Annotated in this window: 31 protein-coding genes and 1 pseudogene; 13 read left to right on the top strand and 19 right to left on the bottom strand. The window is 63.1% G+C overall.

The genetic code is table 11. From position 1 onward, the window contains the following. Positions 1-71: 71 nt before the first annotated feature. On the bottom strand, positions 72-671 hold the full coding sequence (locus NKH23_RS09360) for a TetR/AcrR family transcriptional regulator (protein WP_353024987.1): 600 nt from the start codon (positions 669-671) through the stop codon (positions 72-74). A 97-nt stretch (positions 672-768) separates the two neighbouring features. On the opposite strand from NKH23_RS09360, the gene NKH23_RS09355 reads away from it, so the two are divergent. From NKH23_RS09355 to NKH23_RS09345, 3 genes are read left to right on the top strand one after another with little or no spacing between them, the layout of a single operon-like run. Next, the gene (locus NKH23_RS09355) at positions 769-1,779 is read left to right on the top strand and encodes a zinc-dependent alcohol dehydrogenase family protein (protein ID WP_352911260.1); all 1,011 of its coding nucleotides are present in this window, start codon (positions 769-771) and stop codon (positions 1,777-1,779) included. A gap of 52 nt (positions 1,780-1,831) precedes the next feature. Beyond that, positions 1,832-2,278: an OsmC family protein gene (locus NKH23_RS09350; protein ID WP_352911262.1), complete on the top strand. Its 447-nt coding sequence runs from the start codon at positions 1,832-1,834 to the stop codon at positions 2,276-2,278. 17 nt (positions 2,279-2,295) lie between these two features. Next, positions 2,296-2,682: a nuclear transport factor 2 family protein gene (locus tag NKH23_RS09345; protein ID WP_352911265.1), complete on the top strand. Its 387-nt coding sequence runs from the start codon at positions 2,296-2,298 to the stop codon at positions 2,680-2,682. Positions 2,683-2,688: 6 nt separating this feature from the next. Here NKH23_RS09345 and NKH23_RS09340 read toward each other — a convergent pair whose 3' ends face one another. Then, complete coding sequence (locus NKH23_RS09340; RefSeq protein WP_352911268.1) at positions 2,689-3,300, bottom strand: LysE family translocator; 612 nt, start codon at positions 3,298-3,300, stop codon at positions 2,689-2,691. Positions 3,301-3,386: 86 nt separating this feature from the next. Further along, positions 3,387-3,806 carry a nuclear transport factor 2 family protein gene (locus tag NKH23_RS09335; RefSeq protein ID WP_352911270.1) on the bottom strand — a complete coding sequence of 140 codons (420 nt, stop codon included), beginning with the start codon at positions 3,804-3,806 and terminating at the stop codon, positions 3,387-3,389. A 161-nt stretch (positions 3,807-3,967) separates the two neighbouring features. Here NKH23_RS09335 and NKH23_RS09330 point away from each other — a divergent pair, with 161 nt between their 5' ends. Beyond that, positions 3,968-4,897, top strand: coding sequence for an AraC family transcriptional regulator (locus NKH23_RS09330; protein WP_353034586.1), 930 nt, complete (start codon positions 3,968-3,970; stop codon positions 4,895-4,897). Positions 4,898-4,931: 34 nt separating this feature from the next. Here NKH23_RS09330 and NKH23_RS09325 read toward each other — a convergent pair whose 3' ends face one another. From NKH23_RS09325 to NKH23_RS09295, 7 genes are all read right to left on the bottom strand, one after another. Next, positions 4,932-5,273 (bottom strand): YkgJ family cysteine cluster protein, encoded by a 342-nt coding sequence (locus NKH23_RS09325; protein WP_352911628.1) that lies wholly within the window; start codon positions 5,271-5,273, stop codon positions 4,932-4,934. 50 nt (positions 5,274-5,323) lie between these two features. Next, a complete protein-coding gene (locus tag NKH23_RS09320; RefSeq protein WP_352867447.1) occupies positions 5,324-5,488 on the bottom strand; it encodes a hypothetical protein in 165 nt (54 codons plus the stop codon). A gap of 1 nt (position 5,489) precedes the next feature. Continuing rightward, positions 5,490-5,897 carry a hypothetical protein gene (locus NKH23_RS09315; protein ID WP_352492579.1) on the bottom strand — a complete coding sequence of 136 codons (408 nt, stop codon included), beginning with the start codon at positions 5,895-5,897 and terminating at the stop codon, positions 5,490-5,492. After that, positions 5,897-6,124 carry a hypothetical protein gene (locus NKH23_RS09310; protein WP_352911631.1) on the bottom strand — a complete coding sequence of 76 codons (228 nt, stop codon included), beginning with the start codon at positions 6,122-6,124 and terminating at the stop codon, positions 5,897-5,899. Before NKH23_RS09310 ends, NKH23_RS09315 begins: the two co-directional genes overlap by 1 nt. A gap of 355 nt (positions 6,125-6,479) precedes the next feature. Further along, positions 6,480-6,689 (bottom strand): cold-shock protein, encoded by a 210-nt coding sequence (locus NKH23_RS09305; protein WP_010915421.1) that lies wholly within the window; start codon positions 6,687-6,689, stop codon positions 6,480-6,482. A gap of 541 nt (positions 6,690-7,230) precedes the next feature. Further along, positions 7,231-8,019, bottom strand: a complete 789-nt coding sequence (locus NKH23_RS09300) for an SDR family oxidoreductase (protein ID WP_352911273.1) — start codon at positions 8,017-8,019, stop codon at positions 7,231-7,233. A gap of 47 nt (positions 8,020-8,066) precedes the next feature. Continuing rightward, positions 8,067-8,528: a RidA family protein gene (locus NKH23_RS09295; protein ID WP_352911275.1), complete on the bottom strand. Its 462-nt coding sequence runs from the start codon at positions 8,526-8,528 to the stop codon at positions 8,067-8,069. A 97-nt stretch (positions 8,529-8,625) separates the two neighbouring features. Between NKH23_RS09295 and NKH23_RS09290 the strand changes: the two genes are divergently transcribed. Continuing rightward, positions 8,626-9,477: a LysR family transcriptional regulator gene (locus tag NKH23_RS09290; protein ID WP_352911278.1), complete on the top strand. Its 852-nt coding sequence runs from the start codon at positions 8,626-8,628 to the stop codon at positions 9,475-9,477. Here NKH23_RS09290 and NKH23_RS09285 read toward each other — a convergent pair. Both NKH23_RS09285 and NKH23_RS09280 read right to left on the bottom strand, forming a co-directional pair. Next, positions 9,405-10,253 (bottom strand): SDR family NAD(P)-dependent oxidoreductase, encoded by an 849-nt coding sequence (locus tag NKH23_RS09285; protein WP_352911280.1) that lies wholly within the window; start codon positions 10,251-10,253, stop codon positions 9,405-9,407. The genes NKH23_RS09290 and NKH23_RS09285 overlap by 73 nt on opposite strands. A 75-nt stretch (positions 10,254-10,328) precedes the next feature. Then, a pseudogene (locus NKH23_RS09280) lies at positions 10,329-10,957 on the bottom strand (glutathione S-transferase). 148 nt (positions 10,958-11,105) lie between these two features. On the opposite strand from NKH23_RS09280, the gene NKH23_RS09275 reads away from it, so the two are divergent. Then, positions 11,106-11,285, top strand: coding sequence for a CsbD family protein (locus NKH23_RS09275; RefSeq protein ID WP_352911281.1), 180 nt, complete (start codon positions 11,106-11,108; stop codon positions 11,283-11,285). Between the two features lie 64 nt (positions 11,286-11,349). Here NKH23_RS09275 and NKH23_RS09270 read toward each other — a convergent pair whose 3' ends face one another. Then, entirely contained in the window at positions 11,350-12,480 is a 1,131-nt protein-coding gene (locus tag NKH23_RS09270; protein ID WP_352911283.1) for a metallophosphoesterase, read from the bottom strand. A gap of 119 nt (positions 12,481-12,599) precedes the next feature. Between NKH23_RS09270 and NKH23_RS09265 the strand changes: the two genes are divergently transcribed. Then, positions 12,600-13,193, top strand: a complete 594-nt coding sequence (locus tag NKH23_RS09265; RefSeq protein ID WP_352911286.1) for a hypothetical protein — start codon at positions 12,600-12,602, stop codon at positions 13,191-13,193. Positions 13,194-13,254: 61 nt separating this feature from the next. On the opposite strand, the gene NKH23_RS09260 is transcribed toward NKH23_RS09265, so the two are convergent. Continuing rightward, a complete protein-coding gene (locus NKH23_RS09260; protein WP_352911288.1) occupies positions 13,255-13,866 on the bottom strand; it encodes a TetR/AcrR family transcriptional regulator in 612 nt (203 codons plus the stop codon). 149 nt (positions 13,867-14,015) lie between these two features. Here NKH23_RS09260 and NKH23_RS09255 point away from each other — a divergent pair, with 149 nt between their 5' ends. Then, positions 14,016-14,816, top strand: coding sequence for an NIPSNAP family protein (locus NKH23_RS09255; RefSeq protein WP_352911290.1), 801 nt, complete (start codon positions 14,016-14,018; stop codon positions 14,814-14,816). Between the two features lie 34 nt (positions 14,817-14,850). Here NKH23_RS09255 and NKH23_RS09250 read toward each other — a convergent pair whose 3' ends face one another. Genes NKH23_RS09250 through choX form a run of 3 tightly spaced genes read right to left on the bottom strand, consistent with a single transcriptional unit; the run spans position 14,851 to position 18,088 of the window. Next, complete coding sequence (locus NKH23_RS09250; protein ID WP_353034584.1) at positions 14,851-16,299, bottom strand: amidase; 1,449 nt, start codon at positions 16,297-16,299, stop codon at positions 14,851-14,853. A gap of 8 nt (positions 16,300-16,307) precedes the next feature. After that, positions 16,308-17,156, bottom strand: a complete 849-nt coding sequence (locus NKH23_RS09245) for an alpha/beta fold hydrolase (RefSeq protein WP_352911295.1) — start codon at positions 17,154-17,156, stop codon at positions 16,308-16,310. After that, entirely contained in the window at positions 17,153-18,088 is a 936-nt protein-coding gene (choX, locus tag NKH23_RS09240) for a choline ABC transporter substrate-binding protein (RefSeq protein ID WP_353034582.1), read from the bottom strand. The genes NKH23_RS09245 and choX overlap by 4 nt, the downstream gene beginning before the upstream one ends. A gap of 122 nt (positions 18,089-18,210) precedes the next feature. Here choX and betI point away from each other — a divergent pair, with 122 nt between their 5' ends. The 5 genes from betI (at position 18,211) to NKH23_RS09215 (ending at position 22,332) form a co-directional block, all read left to right on the top strand. Then, positions 18,211-18,813 (top strand): choline-binding transcriptional repressor BetI, encoded by a 603-nt coding sequence (betI, locus tag NKH23_RS09235; RefSeq protein WP_502908325.1) that lies wholly within the window; start codon positions 18,211-18,213, stop codon positions 18,811-18,813. A gap of 115 nt (positions 18,814-18,928) precedes the next feature. Beyond that, positions 18,929-19,687: an SDR family NAD(P)-dependent oxidoreductase gene (locus NKH23_RS09230; RefSeq protein WP_352911301.1), complete on the top strand. Its 759-nt coding sequence runs from the start codon at positions 18,929-18,931 to the stop codon at positions 19,685-19,687. Between the two features lie 145 nt (positions 19,688-19,832). After that, positions 19,833-21,230, top strand: a complete 1,398-nt coding sequence (gene fumC / locus NKH23_RS09225; RefSeq protein WP_352911303.1) for a class II fumarate hydratase — start codon at positions 19,833-19,835, stop codon at positions 21,228-21,230. A gap of 128 nt (positions 21,231-21,358) precedes the next feature. Beyond that, positions 21,359-21,787, top strand: coding sequence for a DoxX family protein (locus NKH23_RS09220; protein ID WP_352911306.1), 429 nt, complete (start codon positions 21,359-21,361; stop codon positions 21,785-21,787). 119 nt (positions 21,788-21,906) lie between these two features. Beyond that, on the top strand, positions 21,907-22,332 hold the full coding sequence (locus NKH23_RS09215; protein WP_352911309.1) for a DoxX family protein: 426 nt from the start codon (positions 21,907-21,909) through the stop codon (positions 22,330-22,332). A gap of 262 nt (positions 22,333-22,594) precedes the next feature. On the opposite strand, the gene ppx is transcribed toward NKH23_RS09215, so the two are convergent. Next, positions 22,595-24,127 carry an exopolyphosphatase gene (gene ppx / locus NKH23_RS09210; protein ID WP_352911312.1) on the bottom strand — a complete coding sequence of 511 codons (1,533 nt, stop codon included), beginning with the start codon at positions 24,125-24,127 and terminating at the stop codon, positions 22,595-22,597. Further along, positions 24,127-26,328, bottom strand: a complete 2,202-nt coding sequence (locus NKH23_RS09205; RefSeq protein WP_352911314.1) for an RNA degradosome polyphosphate kinase — start codon at positions 26,326-26,328, stop codon at positions 24,127-24,129. The genes ppx and NKH23_RS09205 overlap by 1 nt, the downstream gene beginning before the upstream one ends. Positions 26,329-26,424 lie beyond the last annotated feature (96 nt).

Here is a 26,424-nt window from a genome sequence, read left to right as displayed (position 1 = left end):
GATACGGAAAGGGCGACCGAGAGGTCGCCCTTTCTGCTTTGAGAGCAAGCCGCTAAGCTCAAACAGCGGCGTCAATGCACCGCGGCAGCGGCGCCCTTAGCCAGCAATGCCCCCTCAATCAGCGCGGCGACCTCATCGGCTACCGCCAGCACCGGGGCGCGGTCGTGGGTGGCGCGCGCGATCACCATCAGCCCTTCCAGCGATGATTCGACCAGCAGCGCCAGCGCATGCGCGCGGCGCTCGGGCACCCCAGCCCTGACGAAGGCGGCCCCGAGCAGGCCTATCCATTGCTCGAAAGCCGACCGGCACAACTCGGCCAGTTCCGGCATGTCGTTCGGCGAGTCCAACACCACGGGCGCGATCGGGCAACCGAGCGTGAACTGATTGTCTTCCAGCATGCGCGCGACCGACTGGTAGATGTGGTGGACAGCCACCGCCGGGTCCTTTTCGGCAGCGAGCGCGGCGTCTAGCCTCTGCGTCACATCGGCGACGCTGTCGCGCGTCACCTCGATGACCAGCTGATCCTTGCCGCCCGGAAAGTGAAAGTAGAGCGAGCCTCTCGGTGCAGCGGAGGCGCTCAAGATGTCGCTGAGCGACGTGCCGTGGTAGCCGCGCTGCCTAAGCAGCAGCGCCGTCGTCTCGAGTATGCGGGTGCGGGTGTCGTTCGCCATGTCAACCTCTGCCAGGAGTGAGCATTATAGGCCTTGCCTCGAATATGACAACCGGTCTACATAATATGTAGATCAGTCTACATATAGAGAGAAGCAGATGCGCAGTTATCGCCTTGAAGGAACGAGCGGGACCAAGGGCCTGGTGATGCGCGACGAGGCGCAGCCGACGCCGAAGCCGCACGAGATCGTCGTGCGTGTCCGCGCCACCTCGCTCAACCGCCGCGATACGATGATCCTCAACGGCACCTATCCGCTGGCGCCGCGCCAAGGCGTTATCCCGCTGAGCGACGGTTCCGGCGAAGTCGTTGCCCTCGGCGAGGCCGTCACCCGCTTTGCCGTAGGCGACCGCGTCACCGGCAGTTATTTTGCGCGCTGGATCGATGGCCGCATCAATGCCGGTCTTATCGACCAACTTGGCTGCACGCTGGACGGGATGCTGGCTGAATACGCCGTGCTCGACGAGCAATGGGCGGTGCCGCTTCCCGATCATCTCGACTGGCATCAAGCGGCGACGCTGACCTGCGCCGGCCTGACCGCCTGGAATGCCGTGACGGCGGCCGAGATGCCGAAGCCCGGCCAATGGGTTCTTGTCATCGGTTCAGGTGGCGTCGCGCTGTTTGCGCTGCAATTCGCCAAGCTGCTCGGCTGCCGTGTCGTGGCCGTCACCTCGCGCAACGAGAAGCTGAACCGGCTGCGGGCGCTCGGCGCCGACCTCGTCGTCTCGACAGCCGGCATGCCGGAATGGGGTGCTGCGGTGAGCGAGCAGACCGGCGGCATCGACCTCGTCGTCGAGACCGGCGGCCCGCCGACCTTCGCACAATCGATGATCGCCTGCGCCCTTTACGGGCGCATCGTGCTTCTCACCATACAGGATGCGAAAGGCGGGACCGTGCAGATCCCCGGCCCGGTCTACCAGCGCAGCCTCGCCACCATCAGCCGCCTGTTCGTCGGCAATCGCACCAACCTCGAAGCCATGCTGCGCGCCATCTCGGTGCATCGGCTCAAGCCCGTCATCGACAAGGTGTTCGCCTTCGACGAGGCCAACGACGCCTACCGCTATTTCCAGCAAGGCGACGTCTTCGGAAAAGTGGTCGTCGACGGCGCCTGACTGGTTCGCCCCCAAAAAACTGATCAACCCTCAAACTAAAAGGAGAGACACAATGACCATTCGTGAAGCAGAGGCCCAATGGCAGGGATCGTTGAAGGAAGGTTCGGGCCGGCTGAGGCTCGGCAGCGGCGTCTTCGAAGGTGCCTACTCCTTCCCGTCGCGTTTCGAGAACGGTCCCGGTACCAACCCGGAGGAATTGATTGTGGCGGCGCATGCCGGCTGCTTCTCGATGGCGCTGAGCGCCATCCTCGGCCGCGAAGGTCACACTCCCGCGCACATCCACACGATCGCGAAAGCGCATCTCGGCGCCACCGCGGCCGGACCGACGCTGACCCGTATCGAACTGGAGACGGAGGCAAGCGTCGCCGGGCTGGCGGCGGCGGATTTCGAGCGGCTGGCGCAGACCGCCAAGGAGAGCTGCCTCGTGTCGCGGGCGCTGGCCGGCGTCGCCGTGATCACGCTCAAGGCCCGCCTCATCGAGGCCGCTACTGATCACTGAAGGGAAAGGAATATCCAATGACACAGGAACTCATCATCGATATCGCCGCAGCCGAACGCTCCGCCGAAACGGCCGAAATCATGCGGCGCTACAACGACGTCTTCCAGCGCCACGACCCGTCGGCGCTCGACGATCTGGTGGCGGAAGATTGCGTGATCGAGAACACCACGCCAGCCCCGGACGGTGCCCGCCGCATCGGCAAGGGCGCCTGCGTCGAACTGTGGTCGGCGATCGCGACCGGACCCGGCACGCGCTTCGACATCGAAGAAACCTTCGTCGCCGGCGACCGGGCGACGATCCGCTGGCGCTACTGGATGGCCGACGGCAATTCGCTGCGCGGCGTCAACCTGATGCGCGTGGCGGACGGGCAGATCGTCGAGGCCATGGGCTACGTGAAGGCATAAAGCTGTCTACCGGTCCGCCAGCGCCAGTTTGGCGCCGAGCATGACAAAGGCTCCGGCGAAGGTGCGGCGCATCCAGGTCAGCACCTTTGGCCGCGACACGACATGGCTGCGGATTGACGCCGCAAAAACGCCGTAGCCGACAAAGACCACGAAGGTGAGCACCATGAAGACGCTGCTGAGCTCCAGCATCTTCGACAGCGCATGCGATTCGGTGGTGCTGACGAATTGCGGCAGGAAGGCAAAGAAGAAGATCGACAGCTTCGGATTGAGGATGTTGATCAGAATGCCGGAGGCGATCACTTTGCCGGCCGAGCGCGGCGCGACATTTTCGTCGACGCTCAGGCCGCCCTTCTCCTTCAGCGTGTTCCAGGCCATGTAGAGCAGGTAGGCGACGCCCAGATATTTCAGCGTCTCGAAGGCGACGGCACTGGTATGCAGCAGAGCCGCCAGGCCGGTGATGGCGGCCGCCATGTGCGGAATGATGCCGAGCGTGCAGCCGAAAGCGGCAATGATGCTGGCCCGCACACCACGTGAAAGCCCGGCGCTCAGCGTATAGAGAACGCCGGTACCGGGCGAAGCCACGACAATCAGCGACGTCAACAAAAATTCGATGCTCACGGATGGTCTCCCGGTGCTGGCCCTGCCGCCGGCAGCGTAGTCAGCGAAACGTGCGGGCACAAGCCAGCCTGAGAGCCTATGCGCATTCAGATCATGCTGTTGGCGTGCAGCTTGCTATCGGCAATGGGCTGCCGAACTTCCCAGTGTTCGACGAGCTTACTTTCGTTCAGCCTGAAAATGTCGACGATGGCCAAGCCTTCCTCCTCCGGTTCACGTTTTGCGTGCATGTGCACGATGACGAAATCCCCTTCGGCAAAAATCCGCTTCACCTCTCCCTTCACGAGGGGAAATGACTGTTTGAGCTGCTGCAGATAGGCTTTGAAGCCCTCCCCACCATCCGCAATGTTCGGATTGTGTTGTATGTAGCGTTCGCCAAAATGCATCGAAGCAGCTTCGATGTTGCCCTGGTTTACCGCTTTGTCGATGAAGTCCAGGACGATCATCTTGTTGGTCTCGAGCGAACTATGAGCCTTGGCTGGAAGTGGATTTGATGGTTCGTCACGCATGTTTTGCTCCGTCAGGTGCCTGCTTCTGCCCGGCGTGGACAGGAGCGTCCGCACGCCAACATTGCCAACATAATCTGTCGCGATTGTGAGATGGTCGATACGCTATTCCGCTAGATTCTTATCCGATCGTCTAATAGCGTCGTCCTATTCATCGTTGGAGGATGGTTCTCGTGGACGCCTTGTCCGAAGTTCTTGCTTCGCTGAGATTTGGCAGCGCCATGATCGGCAGCGCGACCCTGCATCGGCCATGGGGTATTTCGGTGGATCCGACAAGGAATGCCGCCATCCACGTCATACAGAACGGCGAATGCTGGCTGCGGCTAGCCGGTGAAAAGGTGCCGATCCGCTTAGACCAGGGAGATGTCATCCTTGTCGCGAGCGGTATCGGGCATGCCCTTTGCAATCCGGCGGATGCACCGACGGCATCGATATCCGCCGTCCTTTCCGCAAATCAGAGCGGACCAGAACCGAAAAGCGAGCGCCCCGCGACAACTCTTCTTTGTGCGAGATATTCACTCGACGGCGTCGGGCCATACCCGATGGTTTCGCTGCTTCCTCCGCTGATTCATTTGACCCGAAATCAGATAGGCACCAGCGAGCCGCTGCGGCTTGCCCTGGAACTTCTGCAGGTCGAAGCGAAAGGCGATCTCGGCGGCCACGACATTGTCGCCCCAAGCCTTCTCGACAGCACGTTGATCTTCTTGTTGCGTGCCTGGATCGAACATCAGCCACTCGGAACGGGGGGATGGTTTGGCGCCTTGCGCGACAAAGGCATTGCGCAAGCTTTGCGGCTGATCCACGAGCGGCCGGGCAATCCCTGGACTGTCGCTTCCCTTGCCAGCGGCGCAGCACAGTCCCGGGCCACCTTCGCGCGTCGCTTCGCTCAACTGGTGGGACAGCCGCCGCTGTCCTATGTGACCCGGTGGCGGATGAACCTTGCCGCCAAGGCCCTGCGGGAAACGAACCAGAACATTGGCGAGATCGGGCGCGCCGTCGGATATGAATCGGTGCCGTCGTTCTCGCAGGCATTCAAACGGTTGACCGGACGATCGCCCGGCCTCTACCGCAGCGACTTTCGATCATCTGACTGAAGAAATTCAAACTGGGACGCCAGCCCGAGGGCCGTCATTCAAGCGTCGGCAGTCCGTGAGCCCGGCGCGCCATCAGGCAGTCGTCATCGCCCGGCATGCAGGCGCGGCAGACGTCAGGACGGATCTCGTAGATGCCGCAGGCGGTCGACTTGCCGACCTCGCCGCACAGTGCCGAACAGCGCGCGCCGTCGCAGCGCATGCCGGCTTCGTCGGCAGCCACGTATTTTTGCGGGATAAGGTCGAGCTGCGCGTCATCCTCGGTGGAGAAGCGCGGCCATCTGGACGAGTAGGCACAGCAGGCGCCACAGGTCTGGCAATCGAAGGCAACCGGACCGGCGCCCTCTTGTGGCGACGAAAAATCCTCCGCGACCGCCAAGGCAAGCGGCCTTGGCGCGGATTTCCGGCCGGCATTTTGCTGCAAGGGCGCTATTTCTTCTTCGGCTTGCGCGGCGGCGCTTCGGCCGGCGACCTGAACAGATCGGTGCCTGCTTCGGCGGCTTCACCGGTTTTTGGCGCGGCGGACGGCTTGGCCGGCTTCACGGCGGCAGCAGGTGCTGCCGGTTGGCCCTTGGCGGAAAACTTGATTGCCATATCAATCCTCGTCAGAGAAACGCGATGATGGCGCATTCGGATTGCGAAGGCGGCCGATGAGCGCCGAAACGGCCGTGATGTTCATTTCTTCGGGCGACCAGTTCCTGGCTTCCTCGATGTGCCGGGGCGCCAGCTCGCGATGCGTGCTGCCGCTGTAGGCGGCATCCTGAAAGGTCACGCGCTCGTGGGTCTTGGCGTTTTCCCGGACGTATTCGATCAGATAATTGGGGCATTCGGCACGGCCGCGGACGCCGAGCCGAACCTGGGCATCGCCGTGGACACGCCGGCAGCGCTCGAGCTTTTCAAGCACGCGCCGGACATATTCGACCGGCTTGTCGAGTTCGCTCACGACATCGGCGATGGTCGAATCGGCGGCGATCGCCTTTTGAGGCACACGTTTGGTGGCCATCAGCGTTTGCCTGCGCGTCTTGGCGAGGCCGCGAGCGCAACCGCTGCCGCCATTTCGTCGGCTTCCTTTTCCAGGCGCAGTTCGCGCAGCCGCGCGGTCTTGGCTTCGCGGGCCTGGCTGACGGCATCCCGTTCGGAATTGATGCGGTCGAGCGACATCGACTGGGTCCGCGTCTTGCTAAAAATGGATTCGGCCTGGTCGCGGGGTTTTTTTGAAGGTTCGGTCAAGGTCTTTCTCCCGGTTCGGAGCGCGCCGCCGAAAAAGTGACGAGACTGGTCTTTTGGCCAGGATCCCGCACAAAGCAATACGGCAGCCGGTTTCAAATTGCTGGAACGTCCTTACAGCCTCTTAGCACGTCCGGGCCGTCGAGCAGCGCTCTTTCGGCGGTCGAAGCGCAAAAATGAAAAAGGCCAGGCACCGCCTGACCTTCCATGAGAGCGCCCGCGCATCCCGAGAGACGCGCAAAGAAACGTTCTTCTCATGCCCATGAGCGGGGACTTAACCTCCCCGCGACCATGCGCCGGAATTTGCCATTCACCGGTGCCAGTACATCCGTGGTCACCGGTGAGGCTGAATTCCGTCTTAGGCCGCCTTCAACTGGTCGGCGGACATTTTGCCCGACTTGTTGTCGCGGACCATCTCGTAGCCAAGCTTCTGGCCCTCGACGATGTCGCGCATTCCGGCGCGCTCGACGGCTGAGATGTGGACAAAAACGTCGGCAGAACCGTCGTCAGGTTGAATAAAACCAAAACCCTTGGTGGCGTTGAACCATTTAACTGTGCCTGTGCTCATAACGAACCCTTTCCATGGCAAATATTCGTTCGTCGTCATGCGGATGCACAACAACGTTTGTCTCGATTTTGATGGGGAAGTTCGTCAAAGGCGCGCCTCGGCGCGCGGATAACAAAAGTCGGTCAAACAAACATCGACAAAATTCTTGTAGACTTCTTTGCGCGCTGTGTCAATTTTTTTGATTTGCCACACTCGCAGAGACGCGCGGCGGCGACCCGCGCTCCGGCAAATCCGACAGCAAAACCGGGCTACTGCCCGCCGAAAAACCACTTAGACCGGTTCATCGTTCACGGAAACGATGAACCGCTCTATCTCTTTGTTTTTGCGCAATTCCGGACGGAAAACCGTTCACACTTTTCCTGGAATTGCTCCAGCCGGGAACCATTTTGGCGACGCGAGCATTACTGTCGATGTCGAAAGCCGTTCTCGAAAGAGCGATTTTGAGAAAGGCGGACGACAAACAGGACGCCCCCCGCGCAGATAAAAGGCACGAGGGGCGTTCCTGCGTGATGCGACCATTCGCGCCGCTGCACCCTTCCCCTCACAGCATGCCGCGGCTGAGCCCGCCATCCACCGGCAACGCCACGCCGGTGACATAGGCGGCTGCGTCGCTGGCCAGGAATGCGGCAACCGCGCCGAATTCGGCGGGAGTGCCGTAGCGCTTTGCCGGGATTTCAGCCTGACTCTCGGCGGCGATCACAGCAGCGTCGACACCCCTGTCGGCGGCGTCCATGGCGTCGAACTGTTTCGTCCGGTCCGTCGCAAAACGGCCCGGCAGCAACAGGTTGACGGTGACGCCGTCCGCCGCCACTTCGCCGGCCAGCGTCTTGGCCCAGCCGGCGAGCGACGCACGCAGCGCGTTCGAGGCGGTAAGGCCGGGGATCGGCTCACGGACGGAAGTCGAGGAAACGGCGATGATGCGTCCCCAGCGCCACGCCCGCATGCCGGGCAGGAAAGAAATGGCGATGCGCATCTGGCTCAGCACCATGCTGGTGAACTGCTTCTCCCAGACGCTCGCATCGAAGACGCTGGCCGCGAAGGGCGGCGGGCCGCCGCCGTTGAGCAGGACGATGTCGATCCGCTGATGCTCGCCCTCGACGGCACGGATCAGCCGGGAGACGCTGTCGTTGTCGGAGAGGTCGGCGCTGAAGGTCGAGCAGATGTGGCCGGCGGCCTCGATCGCGCGCCGCGCCGCATCCAGGGTCTTCTCCCCTCGTCCGACCAGGATGATCTCGGCGCCTTTCGCCGCGAGCGCTTCGGCGACGCCGAAACCGAGGCCCTTGCCTCCGCCGAGAACAAGCGCCTTCCTTCCCTCAAGATTTGCAGCCATCAAGCCAAGCGTCCTCCTGGTTTCACTGCCCATTTCGGGCGACTTCCCTAGCGGACATGCACGATAGCGTCGGCTTCGACCGGAACATTGGCCGGCAAGCCGGCCATGCCGAGCGAGCAGCGGGCGTGCTCGCCACGCTCGCCGAAAACATGGAGCAGAAATTCGGATGCTCCGTTGCAGACCTCCGAATAGGCCGAAAAGCCGGCCGCCGCATTCACATAGACGGTCAGCTTGGCGAATTTCACGACACGGTCGAGATTGCCGTCCAGTTCCTTGTCCAGCCAATAGACGATGTTGGCCGCGCAGAGCCGGGCGGCGTTCTGCGCAGCAGCCAGATCGATCTCTCTGCCGACCTGGCCGATCGCGGCGATCTCCTGCGCGATCTCGGGAATCTGACCGGAGACATAGACGATGTCGGCGACCCGAACCGTCGGCGAGAACGGCAAAGCAGGCCGCTCGAGCGATGGCCAAGCGACACCGAACTCCTCAAATCTTCTTCTGTAGGACAAGGTGGCTGCTCCTGTTTCCGTTCGTGCGAGCGGACCTTGAATTCAGATCGGGCTTTCGGATAGCCTGATAGTGCTGACACAGCTATCAGGAATTCTTATGACTGAAGATATCGACGTCAGGCTGCTGCGCGCCTTCGTCACCGTGGCCGATACGGGAACGATGAGCCGGGCGGCCGATCGGCTTGCCCGCACCCAAGCGGCGGTGAGTATGCAGCTTCAGCGCCTCGAGGGTGAAGTCGGCGCCGAGCTGCTGCGCCGTTCGCCGCGCGGCGTGACGCTGACCGAGGCCGGCGAGATCCTGCTCGCCTTCGCCCGCAAGGCCATCGCGATCGGCGACGATGCCAGGCGCGAGATAGAAGGCCGCAGGCTGGTCGGCCGTGTCCGGCTGGGCATCGTCGAGGATTTGGCGGTGACGCGGCTGCCGTTGATCATTGCCGACTTCCGCCGCCGGCATCCTTCCGTGGAGATCGAGCTGACATCAGCCAGCAGCACCGATCTCAGCAAGTCGCTGGGCGAAGGAAAATGCGACATCGTCATGGCCGATCCGGCGCGCTTCACAATGGCGCCGCGAGGCCATCTGTCACGACAGCTGGTCTGGGCGGCAAGCCGCATGATCGAGATCGATGACGAGGTCGAGCTTCCGCTAATCATCTTCGAAGGCGCCTGCTCCTGGCAGGACAGAATGCTGGCTTCGCTCGCCGAGGCCGGGATCGGCTGGAAGATCGGCTGCCGCGTGTCGACCTTCGCGACACTGATCTCGGCGCTGAGGGCCGGGCTTGGCATCGGGCTTCTGCTGCAGGAAGGACTACCGCCCGACTGCCAAAGCCTCAACGGACGCTTCAACCTGCCGCCGGCGCCGATGGCGGATTTCGGGGTCTATCTCGCGAGGGACCCGTCGCGGCTGGTCGAGGAGTGTGGCGATTTCCTGCGGGCGGGATTCGAAGCGTAGCGAAAAGATCTGACGCCGTTCACCGTTCCTGGTCGGTCGGGCGGATAACGATCTCGTTGACGTTGACGTGTGCCGGCTGGCTCACTGCGTAGAGAATGGGCCGCGGCGATGTCCTCGACGGTCAGCGCCTTCATGGCGGCGAGCCGCTGGTCGAGCCCGGCCTTCGCCGCCGGGTTGGTGATATGGTCGCCGAGCTCGGTGCGCACCAGGCCGGGCTCGATGACGGTGACGCGAACCTTATCGGCATAGACTTCGCGGCGCAGCGATTCGGAAAAGCCGACGACGCCGAACTTGGTTGCCGCGTAGCCGCTGGCGCCCGGATTGGCGACACGGCCGGCGACCGACGAGACATTGACGATGTGACCTTTGGCGGCCCTCAGATGCGGCAGCGCCGCTTTGGTGACGCCCATCAGCGCCAGCAGGTTGATCTCGACCATGCGGCGCCAGTCGTCGAGCACCGCCTCGGCGGCCGGCGACAGAAGCATCACCCCGGCATTGTTGACGAGGATGTCGAGGCGGCTCCATTCGGCGACAACCTTGTCGACCATGGCGCTGACATCGTCGTTGCTGGTGACGTCGGCCTCGATGCGGAGCGCCGTGCCGCCGGCCTTTTCGATACGCGCGGCCAGCGCTTCGAGCCGATCGGCGCGGCGTGCGGCAATCGCCACCTTTGCCCCGGCGGCGGCCAGCGCCACAGCGGTTGCCTCGCCGATGCCCGATGAAGCGCCGGTGACGAGAGCGACCTTGCCGGCCAGTGCGGAAGAAACAGCTATCATGGTGAAGTCTCCAAAGCCCCTGCCCGATCTTCAGATAGGCCGCGGGGCGCGAAGTGGAAGACCGGCTTTGCTTGGTTACTCGTCTGGGCCGGGCTCCGGCCAAGGCTCTTTCGCCGCCTCGGCATACCAGTGGCGCATCGCCGGCATCGAAAGCACGGCGTCGACATAGGCGCGGGTATCGGTTGCCAACATGCCGCCATAGGTGTCGAAGCGGGTGACGACCGGCGCGTACCTGGCGTCGGCCGCGGTGAAATGGCCAAACAGAAACGGCCCGCCTTTGACGTATTTTTCGCGGCATTGCCGCCACAGATCCTCGATGCGCGCCCGTTGCGCCTCACCTTCGGCGTCGAGCGGCTTGTGGCCTTTCGGCCGGCGCAAATTCGTCGGCCAGCCATAGCGGACCTCGCGAAAGCCGGAATGCATCTCTGTTGCCGCCGAGCGGGCCAGCGCGCGGGCGCCGATATCGGCCGGCCAGAGCTTTTTCTCGGGAAACAGCTCGGCGAGATATTCAAGGATGGCAAGGGTTTCCCAGACGATCCGGACCTCGCCGTTCGGCAGCCGATGGTTCAGCACCGGCACTTGGCCGTGCGCAGGCGCACAAAACCTTCCTCGAACGGGATCTCCAGATGCTTCATCGCCAGCCATGGCCTCAGCGACCAGGACGAGAAGCATTTGTTGCCGATGAAGAGCGTGAATTCAGCCATTGTCCCTCCGGCCCTGTCTGTTCGGGCGTTCTGGTGCACCCTATCCTGTCGGCTTCGCGGCCGGAAGCTATCCCAACTCGACCGGCCGAACCCGGAACCTAAGCGATCCGCGACCGTTTCTCCAGGCGAACGGTTCAGGAGATGCGAGATGGTGAACAAGGATCAGGTTGCCGGCGTTGCCAAGCAAGCCAAGGGCTCGGTCAAGCAGGCCGCCGGCAAGGCCACCGGCAACAAGCGCGCCGAGGCCGAAGGCAACGTCGACAAGGCGACCGGCAAGATGCAGAAGGCTTACGGCGACGTGAAGGACAAGGTGAAGAAGGCGCTTTGACGCCAGCCCTTCGCAAACCAGGAAAAGGCGGCTCGGCCGCCTTTTTTGCGTCCTCTCCTGCCCGTCAGAAAATCAGGCTTTTGCTGTACGCATTGGTGAACGTGACCTCGCCATGATCTCCGGCGGCTTCGCCCAGCACCACATCCATGCTGTTTTCGCTCACCCGCGCCAACGCAAAGCCGCCCATGAAGGCAGCCTTCGGCTTGAACATATCGAGCCCGTCACGGTGGTAGATCATCGGCGTCGCGTGCTGGTGGCCATGGAAGATGCCGACGACGTTGTAACCCTTCAGCACAGCCAGCAGCGCCTGCCTGTCGGCTTCGCTCCACCAGTGCGGCGGACCCGTGCCGCCGTCGTCGAAGGTTTTCTCGGCGGCGTCCCATCTTTCGATCGAAAAAGTATCCCAGCCGTAATGCTGGAACAGGATGACCGGGCGGCCGTCGCCGGCATAAGTCGCCAGGTCCTGCTTCAGCCATGGCAGGCTGCTGGCGGCGCCATGACCGGTATCGCCGGCAAAACGGTGCGTCTGGACAAGATGCAAGCCGCCCCAATCCCATGAATAGCAGTCGGTCTCGACGTCGTAGTCGGTCGCCGGCGCAGGCGGCTTGAAGAACACGCCGGGGCGGTGGTTGACCTCGACGTGGTCGCGCATTTCGCGGCGATACCAGTCGACATGAGAGCGCGGGCCGTTCTGGTCGAGGTCGTGGTTGCCGAGGCCGACATAGACCGGCATGTGCACGCGGTCGGGGCCGACGCCTTGCTGGTAGCGCTGGCTGAACTGAAGCAGCTGCGTGCCCTCGCTGGGCTGGGTGATCTGGCCGCCGCCGTCGTCGGTGATGTCGCCGCCAACGACGAGGCCGAGCGGTGTGCCGATGTTGCCCGTCGAGCGCAGGCCGGTGGCAACGCCATCGATCTCAGCCGGCCATTGCCGGTCACCGACGCCGTTGAGTGCGGCGACATTGCGCAGCAAGGCAGCGTCGGTCTTGCCCTCCTGCTCGCAATGCGGGCTCAATCCGTTCGCCATGCGGCAGGCATGGACATCAGCGATAAACAAGAAGGTGGCGTCGATCGGCGGAATGCGCTGCCCGGTCTGGCCGAAGGCCGGGCGCGAAACGGCGCCGGCCGCGGCAAGGCCCGCTGCCTTCATCAGGAAGCTGCGCCGGGAGACCGGTCGGGCGGAAATGCGATGCATCATGCGCTAAAATTCAGCACGACGCGGACCGGCAGTCCAGTTGCTCGCAAAGTGTGTCGACACGTTCTCTCAGGTCTGGCATTGCTTTCGGCATTCAACTTGCGCGGGCAGAGGAGGACGCCATGAACACTGCATCCATCGGCATGACAATGGCCATTCTGGCGATGACGAGCGCAGCGCATGCCTCCGAGTGCATCGACGCCAAATCGGCCAAGGCCGGCTTCATTCTCGAAAGGCCCGGCATCCACAGCGAATTTCGTCCGGCGGCGGGCGGAATGGTTGCCGTGGCCAACAAATACCAGTCGCAATCGCCGCAGTCGCAGTACCTGTTCGGCGGGCTGATCGAAGTGTTTCGCGACAGCAGCACGGGGCAGCTGGCGATGATCCCGTTTTCCGATCTCAGGAAGGTGTTCCCGCTGAAGGCGGGGGCTAAGAGCAAGATCGTATTTGCCCGTCTCGCACCGAACAAGCCGCCGAAGGGCACCGAGACGCTGGAGATCAACGTCAAGGGCAAGGAGACGGTCAGCCTGGGTGATTGCAAATACTCCGTGCTCGCGGTCAAGCAGACGATCAGGAGCGAGGCCGGCGAGACGCGGGACGAGTTTACCGCGCTCTACGCACCCGACCTGCAGGCAGTTGTGGCCAGGCGCTATGACGAGGGCACCAGTGCCGAAAGCGTGGTCGGCTACGAGCTGATCAAGCCGCTGCCGAATTAGGAGCTCGGCCTTCCCGCCTTGGTCGTGACATCAGCGACAGGGCGCCTCTGTCCTGCCGGCGTCAGAGGGCTCTGTGCAGTATCCTGCTACGTCGCCTCGTTCCTGTTTTGGACGACATAACTCCCTGCTCCAACGCCATCAGGCAGTCGCGCAGCACGCTTGCGTCCTGTGCGGTCTTGGCCATCGACATGGCGCCGGAATAGCTGGCGACGGCTAACGCTGCAAAGCGCTGCGGATCGGTGCCCAGCTCCCGGCCCGCCTGCTGGTCGGCGCTGATCTTGTCGGCGATCGCCTGACGCCAGGTCGAAAAAATGCCGGCAAGGGCAATGCGGAAATCCGGATCGGCAAGCGACAGCTCATGCGCCAGGTTGTTAAGCGGGCAGCCGCGCACGAAACCCTGCCGCTCCAGCTCCGCCGCGACGGCCGCGAACACGGAGCGCACGCCCTCGCGCGCTGAGGGAGCCTCCCGCACCGGTGCGATCCATGTCTCTTCTACCGCGGCGGCGACCCGCTCCTCGATCACTGCAAGCGCCAGCGCCTTCTTGGTTGGGAAATGGTGGTGCAGCGCGCCGCCGGTGACGCCCGCCGTCGCCATCAGGTCGCCCATGCTGGAGGCGTGATAGCCGCGTGCCTGAAACGCCTCCTCGGCGACATCGAGCAACTTTTTGCGCATGCCTTCGGGGTCGTTGGTGCGTTTTTGAGCCCGCGACTTTGGGCGAGCGGTTATCTCTGCTGACATCTTCAGACGATAGCAGATTGACAAAACAGGACAACCGGTCTGTTTTATAAACAGGATGACTGTCCTGTTTTGGAGATCCAGCGATGAACCTGCCTTTGAACGCCGAATCTAAATCCGATCTGCTCGCCTCGCCCGTTGTCGAACTCCGGCAATACACGCTGAAACCCGGCCGGCGCGAGACGCTGATCGGCGTCTTCGACAATCAGCTGATCGAGGGCCAGGAAACGGCGGGGATGACCATCATCGGCCAGTTCCGCGATCTCGACCGGCCGGATATGTTCGTCTGGCTGCGCGGCTTCGACGGTATGGAAGCGCGGAAAAACGCTCTGACCGCCTTCTATGACGGGCCGGTCTGGGCTGCCTGGCGCGACGCCGCCAACGCCACGATGATCTCATCCGACGACGTGCTGCTGCTGAAGCCGGCCTGGCCGAGCGCCGGCCTAGACCTCTCGGGATCGCAACGGGCAGCCACACCGGATTTCGAAAAACCAACCGTAAGCAATGATTTGCAGGCAATTGTTGTCATCAGGATTCATCATTTGCGGCCGGGCCTGGAAGCCGGCTTCGCCAGGGATTTCCAGACCGGGGCTCTTCCGGTGCTTGCCGCACTTGGCGCAAGGCCGCTCGCCGCCTTCGTCACCGAGCATGCCGAAAACAGCTTTCCGCGGCTGCCGGTGCGGGCCGGCGAAAACGTCTTCATCAGCATCACGGGTTTCGACAGCGCCGAAGCGCACGCTCGCCACGAGGCAGCCTTGGCTGCCTCCCCGGAATGGCAGGCATTCGAGCAGGCCGCGCAGCGGGAATTGGCCAGGCCCGTGGAGGTTCTGCGCCTGGCGCCGACGGCGCGATCGCTGCTCGGGCGCCGGTATGACCAACGCCGTTGAAGCGCCTATATCCGCCGGAGTCCCCTCATCTGGTTCACGCCTGAAAATGCCTGGCATGGATCACCTGATAACGCGCCGTCCATGCGGTTGCCTGCTCCAGGTCAAGGGAAACGCGAAGCAGCCGGTGATCCTCGTTCTTGCGGCCAATAAGCTGGATGCCAATCGGCAGGCCGCCTTTCGACTGGAACAGCGGCAGGCTGGCGGCCGGTTGGCCGGTGACATTGAAGATTTCCGTGAAAGGCGCAAAGCCGTAGGCCCGGCTCGCCCAAGCCTCGTAATCGAAGACAGCACCATCGCCATGGATGGCGCCAAGCCGGGGTGGCAGGTCGGCCGTGGTCGGCGTCATGATCAGGTCGAACGCATCGAAGGCTCTCGCCATCGCCAGCGAAGCGCTGTGCACGTGGTCTTGCGCCCTCAGATAGTCGGCGGCCGAAGACCGCCAAAAACAGTCGAGCGCGTGACGAGTCAGGCCTTCGATTTCGCCAGCCGCCGGCATCCGCCCGATCTCATCGGCGCGCTCGTCAACCAGCCGCGCAACCTCCGACATCCAGAAGATGCTCCAGTCCGCTCCGGCGCTGGCTTCCCGCGGGAAACGCGCCTCTGTGACCTCGTGCCCCATATCCTCGAGGAGGATTATGGCTTCCTGGAATTTTTCCCCAATCTCGGACGCGACCGGCGTGCCATCCGGCCGGTGCGCCAGGCACGCGACGCGTAGACGCTCGCCGGCGGAAGACAGCCAGTCCAGGTAGGACGGCACCGATTTCGACACGGAGTAAGGCGCTCCTTGTTCTGGACCGGCAGTCATGTCCAGCATGGCGGCGCTGTCCCGAACGGTGCGGGACAGGACGTTCTCGGCGTAGAGCCCGGCGCCGACCTGACCTCGACCAGGCCCGACAGGCGTGAGCCCGCGCGACGGCTTCATGCCGAACACGCCGCAACAGACAGCCGGCACCCGGATCGAGCCGCCGATATCGGAACCGTGGGCGACCGCCACCATGCCGCTTGCCACCGCGGCAGCAGCACCACCGCTCGAACCGCCCGCCGTCAGCGAAAGATCCCAGGGGTTCAAGGTGGGGCCGCGAAAGCTGGGCTCGGTCACGAAGTCGTTGGCAAATTCCGGCGTGTTTGTCTTTCCCAGCAAGATCAGACCGGCGGCCCGCCAGCGCCGGACGATCTCGCTGTCGGGCTTCGGCTCGGCGTCCTTGAAGTAGAGCGACGAGTGCGTCGTCGGCCACTCCCGTACATTGACGCCGGTGTCCTTGACCAGGAAGGGAATGCCGGCGAGTGCGGCTTGCCGGTTGCAGCTTGCCGCGGCGGAAAGCGCCCGGTCCGCATCGATTAGTGTCACGGCATTGATGGCGGGATTGATGCTTTCGATCGCCTCGATAGCCGCCTCGACGACCTCGATAGGCGATAATTCGCCCGAGCGAACATGCCCGGCCAGGGCGACGGCATCCAACGCCACGTATTCGGAAAGATTCATGACTGCTCTCAGCCCGGATTGCCGGTCGCTTCGAGGTCGGCTTCATTCCAGACCTTGAAATATCGGGCGATGGCTGCCGCAACCAATGCCGGATCCTCCCAATGCGAATTATGCCCGCATCGCGCCGCGCTCACGAGCTTGGCGGCAGGGATTTCTTCGAGGAGCCGCCGTTGGTGCGTTTCGTCGAAGAGAACGTCGCGCCCGCCAGCAATGACAAGCGCCGGCAGGCGCAGCGTGCGCGCCTTGTCGGTCAGATCGATGCGCCGAACCTGCTCCAGGATTGCGCGCCAAAGTGCCGCCGGCATGGCTGACGCCTCCTCCGCAGTCATGGTCAGGAAGTCCGCTGGAACCTCGGCCTCGCAGGCATGCCAATAGTCATAGAACGGATCGGCCGGCGATATCGGATCTCGAAGCGCCCGCACACCAATGGTCATCGGGTGGTCCTCACCGATCTGCGGCCGCAGCGTTCCGGCCATCAGCACCAGGCCGCCGATCATCTCGGGGTAGCGCGCGGCTGCCTCGATCGCCACCATACTGCCCAGGGAATGCCCGACCAGAACCGGCCGCTCGAGCCGCAATTGCTCGATCAAACCCGCCACGTCTTCCGCGAAATCCGCCGGGGCGAAGCCGCGTGTGCCGGCCGGCGAGGCGCCATGCCCGCGCAGGTCTGGCATGACAAGCCGGCGCCCGGCGAGATGCGGCGCCAGCAAGGAGAAGCTGCGGCTCGTGTCGGAGAAGCCGTGCACCAGCACCAGCGCGGGCTCCTGACCGTCGATTTCGACGCAGGCCGTTTCAGCGCAGCCGGGACCGACCCTGCGCTTGCGGCCGTTCCAGCCCGCCTGATCGGCCGATATCACAGGCCGAGCTGCTGCTTGACTGCATCGAGCGCGGGCTTGCCATCGAATGTGGTGACACCGGCAAGCCAGGCGCCGAGCCTATCCGGATTCTCCTTGATCGCCTTCAGGCCGGCTTCCTCCGGCTTCATGCCGTCGTTGATGAGATAGCCCATGCCGAGATTTTCGAAATCGATATCGAAGGCGAGGTTCTTCAGCAACTGCCCGACATTCGGGCACTGCTGCAGATAGCCCTTGCGCACCTGCGTCGTCACCGTCGCGGCGCCGAAGTTGGGGCCGTAGAACTTGTCGCCGCCGCTCAGATATCTGAAGTCGTACATCGTGTTCATTGGATGCGGCGCCCAGCCCTGGAAGACGATGAAGCGCCTTTCCTTGATCTCGTAGCCGACCTCGGAAAGCATGCCGGCTTCACTCGATTCGACGACCTGCCAGCCATCGAGGCCGAGCGACTTATCAGCGATGGCGTCCATCATCAGCTGGTTGGAGCCCGGCTCGATGCGGTACATCTTCCTGCCGAACTTGTCTGCGAACTTTTGCAGGTCGGCAAAATCCTTGACACCGGCCTCCCAGACGTAAGTCGGTACGGCAAAGGTGTATTTGGCGCCGACGAGATTGACGCGCACATCGTCTACCGAGCCGTCCTTCTTATAGGGCCCGTAGTAGGTGATCATCGCCGGATCCCAATAGCCAAGGAACACGTCCAAATCATTGTTCTTCAAGGATTCATAGATGACGTTGATGCCCAGAAGCGAGCTTGCCGGCTTGTAGCCGAGCGCATCGAGCAAGACGCTGGTGACGCCGGTGGTGAAGGCAAGGTCGTTCCATCCAGGCTCGGCCATGCGCACGACCTTGCATTGCTCGGGTTCAGCCGCAAAGGCCGGCTGGCTAGCCAGCAGGACGCACAGCGAGGCGCCCATTCCAAGGCTACGAAGCATTTCGGTTCTCCTCATTTCATCAACAGTGTTGACCACTCGGTTTTTATATTGTCCCGCTGGTTAATTCTTGATCTCGACGGACGAAAATGTCAACGTCGGTTTTCGATGCATGGATCCGGCCCGTGAAACTCAAGCGTCTCAGCGACATACGCCGCAAAGAGCTGCGGCAAGCTGCCTTTGCCGTGCTTCAGCGCGAAGGCATAGCTGGCGCGACCATCGAAAAAGTGGCGGCACAGGCCGGCGCGTCGAAGGGCATCGTGCTGCACTATTTCAGCAGCAAGCGGGAACTGTTCGAGCACGCCATGCGGGAATCGAACCTGGTGCTGCGTCATGCGGTGGTCGAGCGGCTGAGACAGGCGCGCACGCCAATGCAACGGATGGACGCCATCATTGAAGGCAATTTCGAGCCGCATCTTTTCCAGCCGTCCCTCTGCCATGCCTGGCTTTCGCTTTGCGCGGAGGTGCCGCGCGACGAAAAGCTGGCTCGCATCCAGAAGGTGATCCATGCGCGCATGCGCTCCAACCTGCTATCCGGCCTGCGCGGTCTGGCGCCGGCGCGCGATGCTGACGAGATCGCTTTCGGCGTCACCGCCCTGATCGACGGGCTGTGGTTGCGGCTTGGCCTGCAGCCCGGCAGCGTCACGCGTGAACAGGCCATTCATCAGGTCAAGGATTTCGTCGCTACGCGGCTGGCTGTTCGGCGCGGTGCAGCCGCTGCCGAATAGACCATCGTGCCCGACAGCCGAAGTTCATACTGTGAGATAGGCCGGCGGCTTGACGACAATCGGCGACGGCGCTGCTCTCCTTACCAGACAAGACGGCAATGCGCGGGAGTGTTGGATGAGACTAGGCGGCAAACGGGCACTGGTCACCGGCGGCTCGGACGGGATCGGGCTGGCAATCGCCGAGGCGTTTTTGCGCGAAGGCGCGGACGTGCTGATCGTCGGCCGCGACGGCAAAAAACTCGAGGCCGCCCGCAAGCAGCTCGGGGATAATGTCGAAACGCTGTCGGCCGACCTGTCGGCCAGTGCCGGCATCGATGCCGTGGTCGAGCATGTCAAACGCGGCCCGCCTGTCGATATCCTCGTCAACAATGCAGGCGTAGCGTTCCTGGTGCCGTTCGAAACCGTCAGCGAGGACCAGTTCCAGCAGTCCTTCGCACTCAACGTCACGGCGGTATTCTTCCTCACTCAGCGGCTGTTGCCGCATCTCGCGCCGGGCGCGGCTTCGGTGATCAACATCTCGTCCTATTTCGCGCACAAGATGATCCCGAAGCGGCCGTCCAGCCTCTATTCGCTGTCGAAGGGCGCGCTCAATTCGCTGACCAAGTCGCTCGCCTTCGAGCTCGGGCCGCGCGGTATAAGGGTCAACGCCATCGCGCCCGGCACGGTCGACACGGCGATGCGGCGCAGGTCGATCGAAAATCTGCCTGAGGCCGCGCAAGCCGAGCTCAAGGCCTATGTCGAGCGCAGCTACCCGCTCGGCCGCATCGGCCGAACCAGCGACCTTGCCGGCATCGCGGTCTATCTCGCGAGCGACGAAGCGGCATGGACCAGCGGCGGTATCTTTGCCATCGACGGAGGGTACACGGCGGGGTGAGGAGCGCGCGCTCTTCTTTCTCCCTTGCGGGAGAAGGAAAAGGCGCTGCTTCAACCGATTTGCATCCCCATCGTCCGCAATCTCCGCTTGAACGCGTTTGTGCAACGCGATACGCCGTTTGCAAATTGCAAACCGGAGAGACTTCGTGAGCGTGCCAGAGACCAGAACCGAAACCGACACGTTCGGTCCCATCGAGGTCGCCGCCGACCGCTATTGGGGCGCGCAGGCGCAGCGTTCGCTGGCCAATTTCAAGATCGGCTGGGAGAAACAGCCGGCCTCGATCGTGCGGGCGCTGGGCATCGTCAAGCGGGCGGCAGCGGAGGCCAATATGGAGCTGAAGCGGCTCGATCCGGCGATCGGCAAAGCCATTATCGAGGCCTCCCAGGAGGTCATCGACGGCAAGCTGAACGAGCATTTCCCGCTGGTCGTCTGGCAGACCGGTTCTGGCACGCAGTCCAACATGAACGCCAATGAGGTGATTTCCAACCGGGCGATCGAGCTTTTGGGCGGCGTCATGGGGTCGAAGAAGCCGGTGCATCCCAATGACCACGTCAACATGAGCCAGTCGTCGAACGACACCTATCCTACGGCCATGCACATCGCCTGCGCCGAACGCATCATCCACGATCTGCTGCCGGCGCTGAGACATTTGCATGCGGCACTCGAGGCCAAGACCAGGGCTTTCGCCCACATCGTCAAGATCGGCCGCACCCACACCCAGGACGCCACGCCGTTGACGCTCGGCCAGGAATTCTCGGGCTACGCGGCGCAGGTCGCCTCGTCGGTCAAGCGCATTGAGATGACCCTGCCCGGTCTGCAGGAATTGGCACAGGGCGGCACCGCGGTCGGCACCGGCCTCAACGCGCCGGTCGGTTTTGCCGAAAAGGTGGCGGCGCGCATCGCCGCAATCACCGGCATCGATTTCGTCACCGCGCCGAACAAATTCGAGGCGCTGGCCGCCCATGATTCCATGGTCTTCTCGCACGGCGCCATCAATGCCTGCGCGGCAGCGCTGTTCAAGATCGCCAACGACATCCGCCTGCTCGGCTCGGGCCCGCGTTCGGGCCTAGGCGAATTATCGCTGCCGGAAAACGAGCCGGGCTCCTCGATCATGCCGGGCAAGGTCAATCCGACCCAATGCGAGGCCATGACGCAGGTTTGCGTGCAGGTGTTCGGCAACAACGCGGCGATCAGCTTCGCCGGCAGCCAGGGCCATTTCGAGCTCAACGTCTACAATCCGCTGATGGCCTATTGTTTCCTGCAATCGGTACAGCTGCTGGCCGACGCTTCGGTGTCGTTCACCGACAATTGCGTCGTCGGCATCGAGGCCCGCGAAGACAACATCAAGGCAGCGCTCGACCGTTCGCTGATGCTGGTGACGGCGCTGGCGCCGACAATCGGCTACGACAACGCCGCCAAGATCGCCAAGGCGGCGCACAAGAACGGCACAACGCTGCGCGAGGAAGCGCTGGCCACCGGGCTGGTCAGCGAAGCCGACTATGAGCGGCTGGTACGGCCGGAGGACATGACGCACCCAGGGTAAGTTGATCGCGAAAACGTTACCTCGGTGAACAATCCGTAACCAATCCGACGTCTTTGGTGAACAGTCGGCATGCGCTAACTGGACGGCTATCCCAAGTCGTTTGGCCAAACCCTTCTGGAGAGTTACGCATGTCCACCAACACGTCCACCAACACTTCGTTTGCCGGCACCGCCTCCGGCGCCTCGGGCACGATCCTGCTCGGCCGCATCCTGCTTTCTGTCATCTTCCTGCTTTCCGGTTTCGGCAAGCTGACGGCCATTGCCGGCACCGCCGGCTATTTCGGCAGCCTCGGCCTGCCGCTGCCGATGGTGACCGCCATCGTCGTCGGCCTGATCGAACTGCTTGGCGGCCTCGCCATCCTCGTCGGCTTCCAGACCCGGATCGTCGGCTGGGTGATGGCGATCTTCACAGTCGCCACCGCACTGGTCGCCCACACCGGCTGGGACGATCAGATGCAGATGATCAATTTCATGAAAAACCTCGGCATTGCCGGCGGCTTCCTCGTGCTCGCCTCGTCGGGTGCCGGCGCCTATTCGATCGACGCCAAGCGCGGCTGAAGCGGCCCAGCATTTCCTGAACAAAGGGGCGCGGAATTTTCCGCGCCCCTTTTTCGTTGTCGGTTTATATCTGCTGGCTGGAACTCTGCTAGGATCGGCCGCCGATATCGGAGGAGACCATGCCTCGCAATGCGCTGCTCTTGCTTTCCCGGCTGCTGCTCGCCGCGCTGTTCGTGCCGTCCGGCTTCCATGCGCTTGCCGACATCGCCGGCACATCGGGCTATTTCGCCGGCCTCGGCCTGCCGCTGCCGACGCTGGTGGCTTGGGCGACAGGCCTGTTCGAGCTGATCGCCGGACTGCTCATCCTCGTCGGCTTCAAGACACCTATCGTGGCACTGCTGCTCGCTGCCTTCTGCATCGCGGCGGGCTTCATCGGCCATTATGGTCAGGGCGGCGACGATCCGACGCTGACCTTCATGCATTCGCAGATGCTGATGAAGGACATCGCCATATCAGGCGGTTTCCTCGCGCTGGCAATGGCTGGCGCCGGCGCATGGTCGGCTGACGGGCGGATGCCCAGAGCAATTGCTTCACCCAAAAGCTAGCGCTCGACTCGTCCACCTGCAGAAGTCGGCGCCGCCCCTCATCTGCCTGCCGGCATCTTCTCCCCGTATAGTGACGGGGAGAAGGAAGCTGGCCGCGACCCCGGCACCCTTTCTGCAACGCTAGGAGTAAGCGAAATCTGTTGCGAAGGGATCTTTCTCCCCGTCGCTATACGGGGAGAAATGCCCGGCAAGGCAATGAGAGGCAGCGCCAACCTGAAGCGATTGCCTTGAGGCGGAGCTAAGATTACTTGGCTGAGACAGCCTACTTCACCGTCATGCTCGGCCCGCCCTCGACTGCCAGCACCAGCCTGCGGTTGGTGACCCTTGCCAGCTGTGCCAGCCGGCCGGCCGGCCGCTCGCCGTAAAGATCGGCCAGCGCTGCCGGCAGCACCAGCGCCAGCACGCCATTGCCGCGGTTTTCCCATTTCAGCCGTGGCATGACGCCCGGCATTGCCGCGGTCAGCAAATAGACGACGCGCAGCAGTGCCGCCAGCACGCGGGCGCGTTCGAGATAGCGCGGTGTCGCCAGCCCACGGATTTCCGGAGCGGCTTCATTGAACACCCCCTCGTGGCGAAACAGGCTGACAAGCGCCAGGAAGGCGCGGCCGGGATGGTCGACGCCAATGAACGAGGCGTGGGCGATGATGTTGAGCGATTGCTTGCCGCGATATTCGGGATGGGCACGCCAGCCGATATCGGCGAGCAGGCAGGCGGCGTGGCGGTAGCGCGCTTCATCCCTGGTTTCGTCGATGCCGAAGGCGGCGAACGCCTTCCCGGTCCATTCGACAAGCTCATGCGCGTGGTCGACCGAGCGCGAGCGCAGGCGGGCAAGCTCTTCCGCCGCCGAGATCAGCGGATCGGCTTTCTGCTCGGCCTTGTCGAGCAGCGAATAGAGAAAGCCCTCGCGCACGCCCAGCGCCGAGACGATGATCTTCGAGGGCTGCATCGCCGCCATGATCTCCTGCAGCACGATGGCGCCGTAGGGCAGCAGCGAGCGGCGGTTCTTGGAGACGCCCTCGATGCCTTTGATCTTATCGATCTCGGCCTTGGCGACCTGCCGAAGGAAGTTTGCGGCGCTTTCGATGCCGATCTCGTAATGGTGCATGACGCCGAGCGGGTAGTTGGTCATTTCCATGTGCAGCCGGGCGAGGTTTCGCCAGGTGCCGCCGACCGTGTAGAAGGCCCTGCCCTGCCCGCCCTTCAGCAGCTTCGCCCGCGCCAGTTGCTCGCGCGTGATCCTAGCCGCCTGGGTCAGCGAGTTCTTCGCCATGTCCTGCAGGCGCAAGCCGCCCAACGGCAGCGTGATGCCGTCACCGATCGTCTCACCATCGATGTCGATCAGTTCGAGGCTGCCGCCGCCAAGGTCGCCGGCAATGCCGTTGGCCGGGTGGAAACCGGAGATGACGCCGAGTGCCGAATAATGGGCTTCCTCGCGGCCGCTCAGCACCTGGATCTCGGTCTTGAGCACGTCCTCGGCGCGGTGGATGAAGTCGGGGCCGTTGACGGCCTCGCGAGCGGCGGCGGTCGCCAGCACATACATGCGCTCGGCGCCGGCCTGGTCGGAAAGCGCGTGGAAGCGGCGGAACTCTTCCATCGAGCGCGTCACCGCCTCGGGATCGAGCTTTCCGGTCGAAACGATGCCGCGGCCGAGGCCGGCCAGCATCTTTTCGTTGAAAAGCAAGGTCGGCGAGCGCGCCAACCCCTCATAGATGACAAGACGGATCGAGTTCGACCCGATATCGATGATGGACAGCGGTCGGCGGTCCTGCAGCCGGCCCTGGGACGCTGAAATCATCAGCCCGTCGCTGCGTTCTGTTTCTTGCGGCGCTTGAACTGCGCGATGCGCTTGGGGGCATGCGACTTCAACGCATCGCCCCGTCCGGACAGGCTCGGATTGGTCATGAAATATTCCTGCGCGTTGAACGGTTCCTCGCCCTCTTCCAGCACGACGCGCCGGGAGGTTCCATCAGCCAATACGTCGAAACTTTGCTGGTTGTCCATGATGTTGCCGAGCATGATCTGGCCGAGCACCTGTTCATGCACAGTTGGATTGGTGATCGGCACCATGGTCTCGACGCGGCGGTCGAGATTGCGTGGCATTAGATCGGCCGAGGAGATGTAGACGATCGCCCCGTCCGATGGCAGGCCGTGGCCGTTGCCGAAGCAATAGATGCGGCTGTGCTCGAGGAAACGGCCGACGATCGACTTCACCCTTATGTTCTCCGACAGGCCGGGCACCTGCGGCCTCAGGCAGCAGATGCCGCGCACGACGAGATCGATCTCGACGCCGGCGCGGCTGGCGTCATAAAGCGCATCGATGATGATCGGATCGACCAGCGCATTCATCTTCATCCAGATGCGAGCCGGCCTGCCGTCCAGCGCGTGGCCGATCTCGTCCGAAATGTGCTTGAGAATGCGGTTGCGCAGCGTGAACGGCGATATGGCCAGCCGCATCTGCTCGGCCGGTTCGGCATAGCCGGTGATGAAGTTGAACAATTGCGCAACATCGCGCGCGATCGTCGGGTCGGTGGTGAAGAAGGACAGGTCGGTGTAGATGCGGGCGGTGACCGGGTGGTAGTTGCCGGTGCCGAGATGCACGTAATTGCGTAGCCTGCCGTCCTCGCGCCGCACGACCAGCGACATCTTTGCGTGGGTCTTCAGCTCGAGGAAGCCGAAGACAACCTGGACGCCGGCGCGCTCGAGGTCGCGGGCCCAGCGGATGTTGGCCTCCTCGTCGAAACGCGCCTTGAGCTCGACCAGCGCCGTCACCGACTTGCCGGCTTCCGCCGCATCGACCAAAGCCCGCACGATCGGGCTGTCGTTGGAGGTGCGATAGAGCGTCTGCTTGATCGCCACCACTTCCGGATCGGCCATCGCCTGGCGCAGGAACTGCACCACCACGTCGAAGGATTCGTAAGGGTGGTGGACGATGATGTCCTTCTCGCGGATGGCGGCAAAGCAATCGCCGCCGTGCTCACGGATGCGCTCGGGGAAGCGCGGATTGTAGGGCGTGAACTTCAGATCGTCGCGGGCGACGGCGACGATCTCCGAGATCTGGCTAAGCGCCAGCGGGCCGGTAAGCACGCTGATGCGGCTGGCCGAGACGCCGAGCTCGCCGGCGACGAAATCGCGCAATTCGGCCGGCATCAGCCTGTCGAACTCGATGCGGATGACCGAGCCGCGGCGTCGCCGCTTCAGCGCCGTCTCGAACAGCCGCACCAGATCCTCGGATTCTTCCTCGACCTCGATATCGCTGTCGCGGATAATGCGGAACGTGCCGGAGCCCTTGACCTCATAACCGGGGAACAGCTTGCCGATGTAGAGGCTGACCGCCTCTTCGAGCGGAACGAAGCGGACGTGATGCTTGCGATCCGGCAAGCGGATGAAGCGCCTCAGCGCCACCGGCAGGCGCAAAAGCGCGCTCATTTCCTCGCCGTTCTTGCGGTGGCGCAATTGCAGCGCCATCGAGAAACCGAGATTGGGAATGAACGGAAACGGATGCGCCGGGTCGATCGACAGCGGCGTCAGGACCGGAAACACCTGCTCCTGGAAATGGTCCTCGAGCCAGGTCTTCTCGTCCTTGGTCAGGGCATCGCGGGTGATGCTCTCGATGCCTTCCTTGTTGAGCTGCAGCATCAGCGCCGAAAGGCTGTTCTGCTGGTCCTCCTGCAGGCGCTCGACCTCGCGCAGCAATTGTTCGAGTTGCTGCTCGGGTGTGCGGCCGTCCGGGCTCTTCAGCACGATGCCCTCGCGCACCTGGCCGGCAAGACCGGCGACGCGGACCATGAAGAACTCGTCGAGATTGGCGGCCGATATCGACAGGAAGCGAACCCGCTCGAGCAGCGGATGATTGGCGTTCAGCGATTCCTCGAGCACGCGCCGGTTGAATTGCAGCCAGGAAAACTCGCGGTTGACGAAGCGGTCAGGATTGCCGCCTTCGCGGCTCGCCGCCTCGATGGTGATGAATTCGTTCTGGACCGGCTTCAGTTCGTTCATAGTTCCTGCTCTTCTCACACCTGTCCGCGGATTACGGTGTTAACCGGCTTAACTTATCCTCTGACAGGCTTTTGCGACAGTTTCATTTCATCGATC

The organism is Mesorhizobium sp. M1328, assembly GCF_040318075.1.
Taxonomy (GTDB): domain Bacteria; phylum Pseudomonadota; class Alphaproteobacteria; order Rhizobiales; family Rhizobiaceae; genus Mesorhizobium.
The sequence above is the reverse complement of the archived record's forward strand: the minus strand, read 5'-3'. Positions and strand labels throughout refer to the sequence as shown.